Annotated in this window: 1 protein-coding gene; it reads left to right on the top strand. The window is 66.0% G+C overall.

What is annotated here, in order from left to right:
- Positions 1-526, top strand: a 526-nt coding sequence (locus DEQ92_RS21790; protein ID WP_147299568.1) for a HEAT repeat domain-containing protein, incomplete at both ends; no start/stop codon positions are given.

Genomic DNA, 526 nt, shown 5'->3' with positions numbered 1-526 from the left:
CTCGAAGCCGGTCTCGAAGACGCCCAAGAGTGGGACGACCTGGAGACGAACGAGCAACTGATGGCCCAAGGCTTCTACGACGTCCTGCGTCACTACAAGGACTACCCGCCGGAGCTGTCGGCGCTCAAAGAGTGGGAGAAACGCGGCCGCGTCGATATGGTGCTGCTCGCGAAGGATAGCCTCCAGTCGGAGTTTATGCAGGAGCACTGTATGGACGCGCTCGTCCGGATGGCGAACCCCGAGGCCTTCGAGGAGATGCACCAACTCGCCCAGCGCCGCGACAAGGCGGCGATCAAGGCGCTCGGCCGAATGGGTGATGGAGCAGCGGAGGCCGTCGAGACGCTCGTCGAGTACGTCGACGCCGACTCCGATCCGGCGCTCCAGAAGGTGACGCTCCGCGCGCTCGGCGAGATCGGGTCGACGGAGGCGACGCAGGCGATCGCGGACAAACTGGAGATGGACAACGACAACGTTCGGCCCTACGCCGCACGCGCGCTCGGCCTCATCGGCGACACGCGCGCGGTCG

It is taken from the genome of Haloferax sp. Atlit-6N, from assembly GCF_003383195.1.
Taxonomy (GTDB): Archaea; Halobacteriota; Halobacteria; order Halobacteriales; family Haloferacaceae; genus Haloferax; species Haloferax gibbonsii.
Note: the sequence above shows the minus strand (reverse complement) of the source record. Positions and strands in the feature narration are given on the sequence as shown.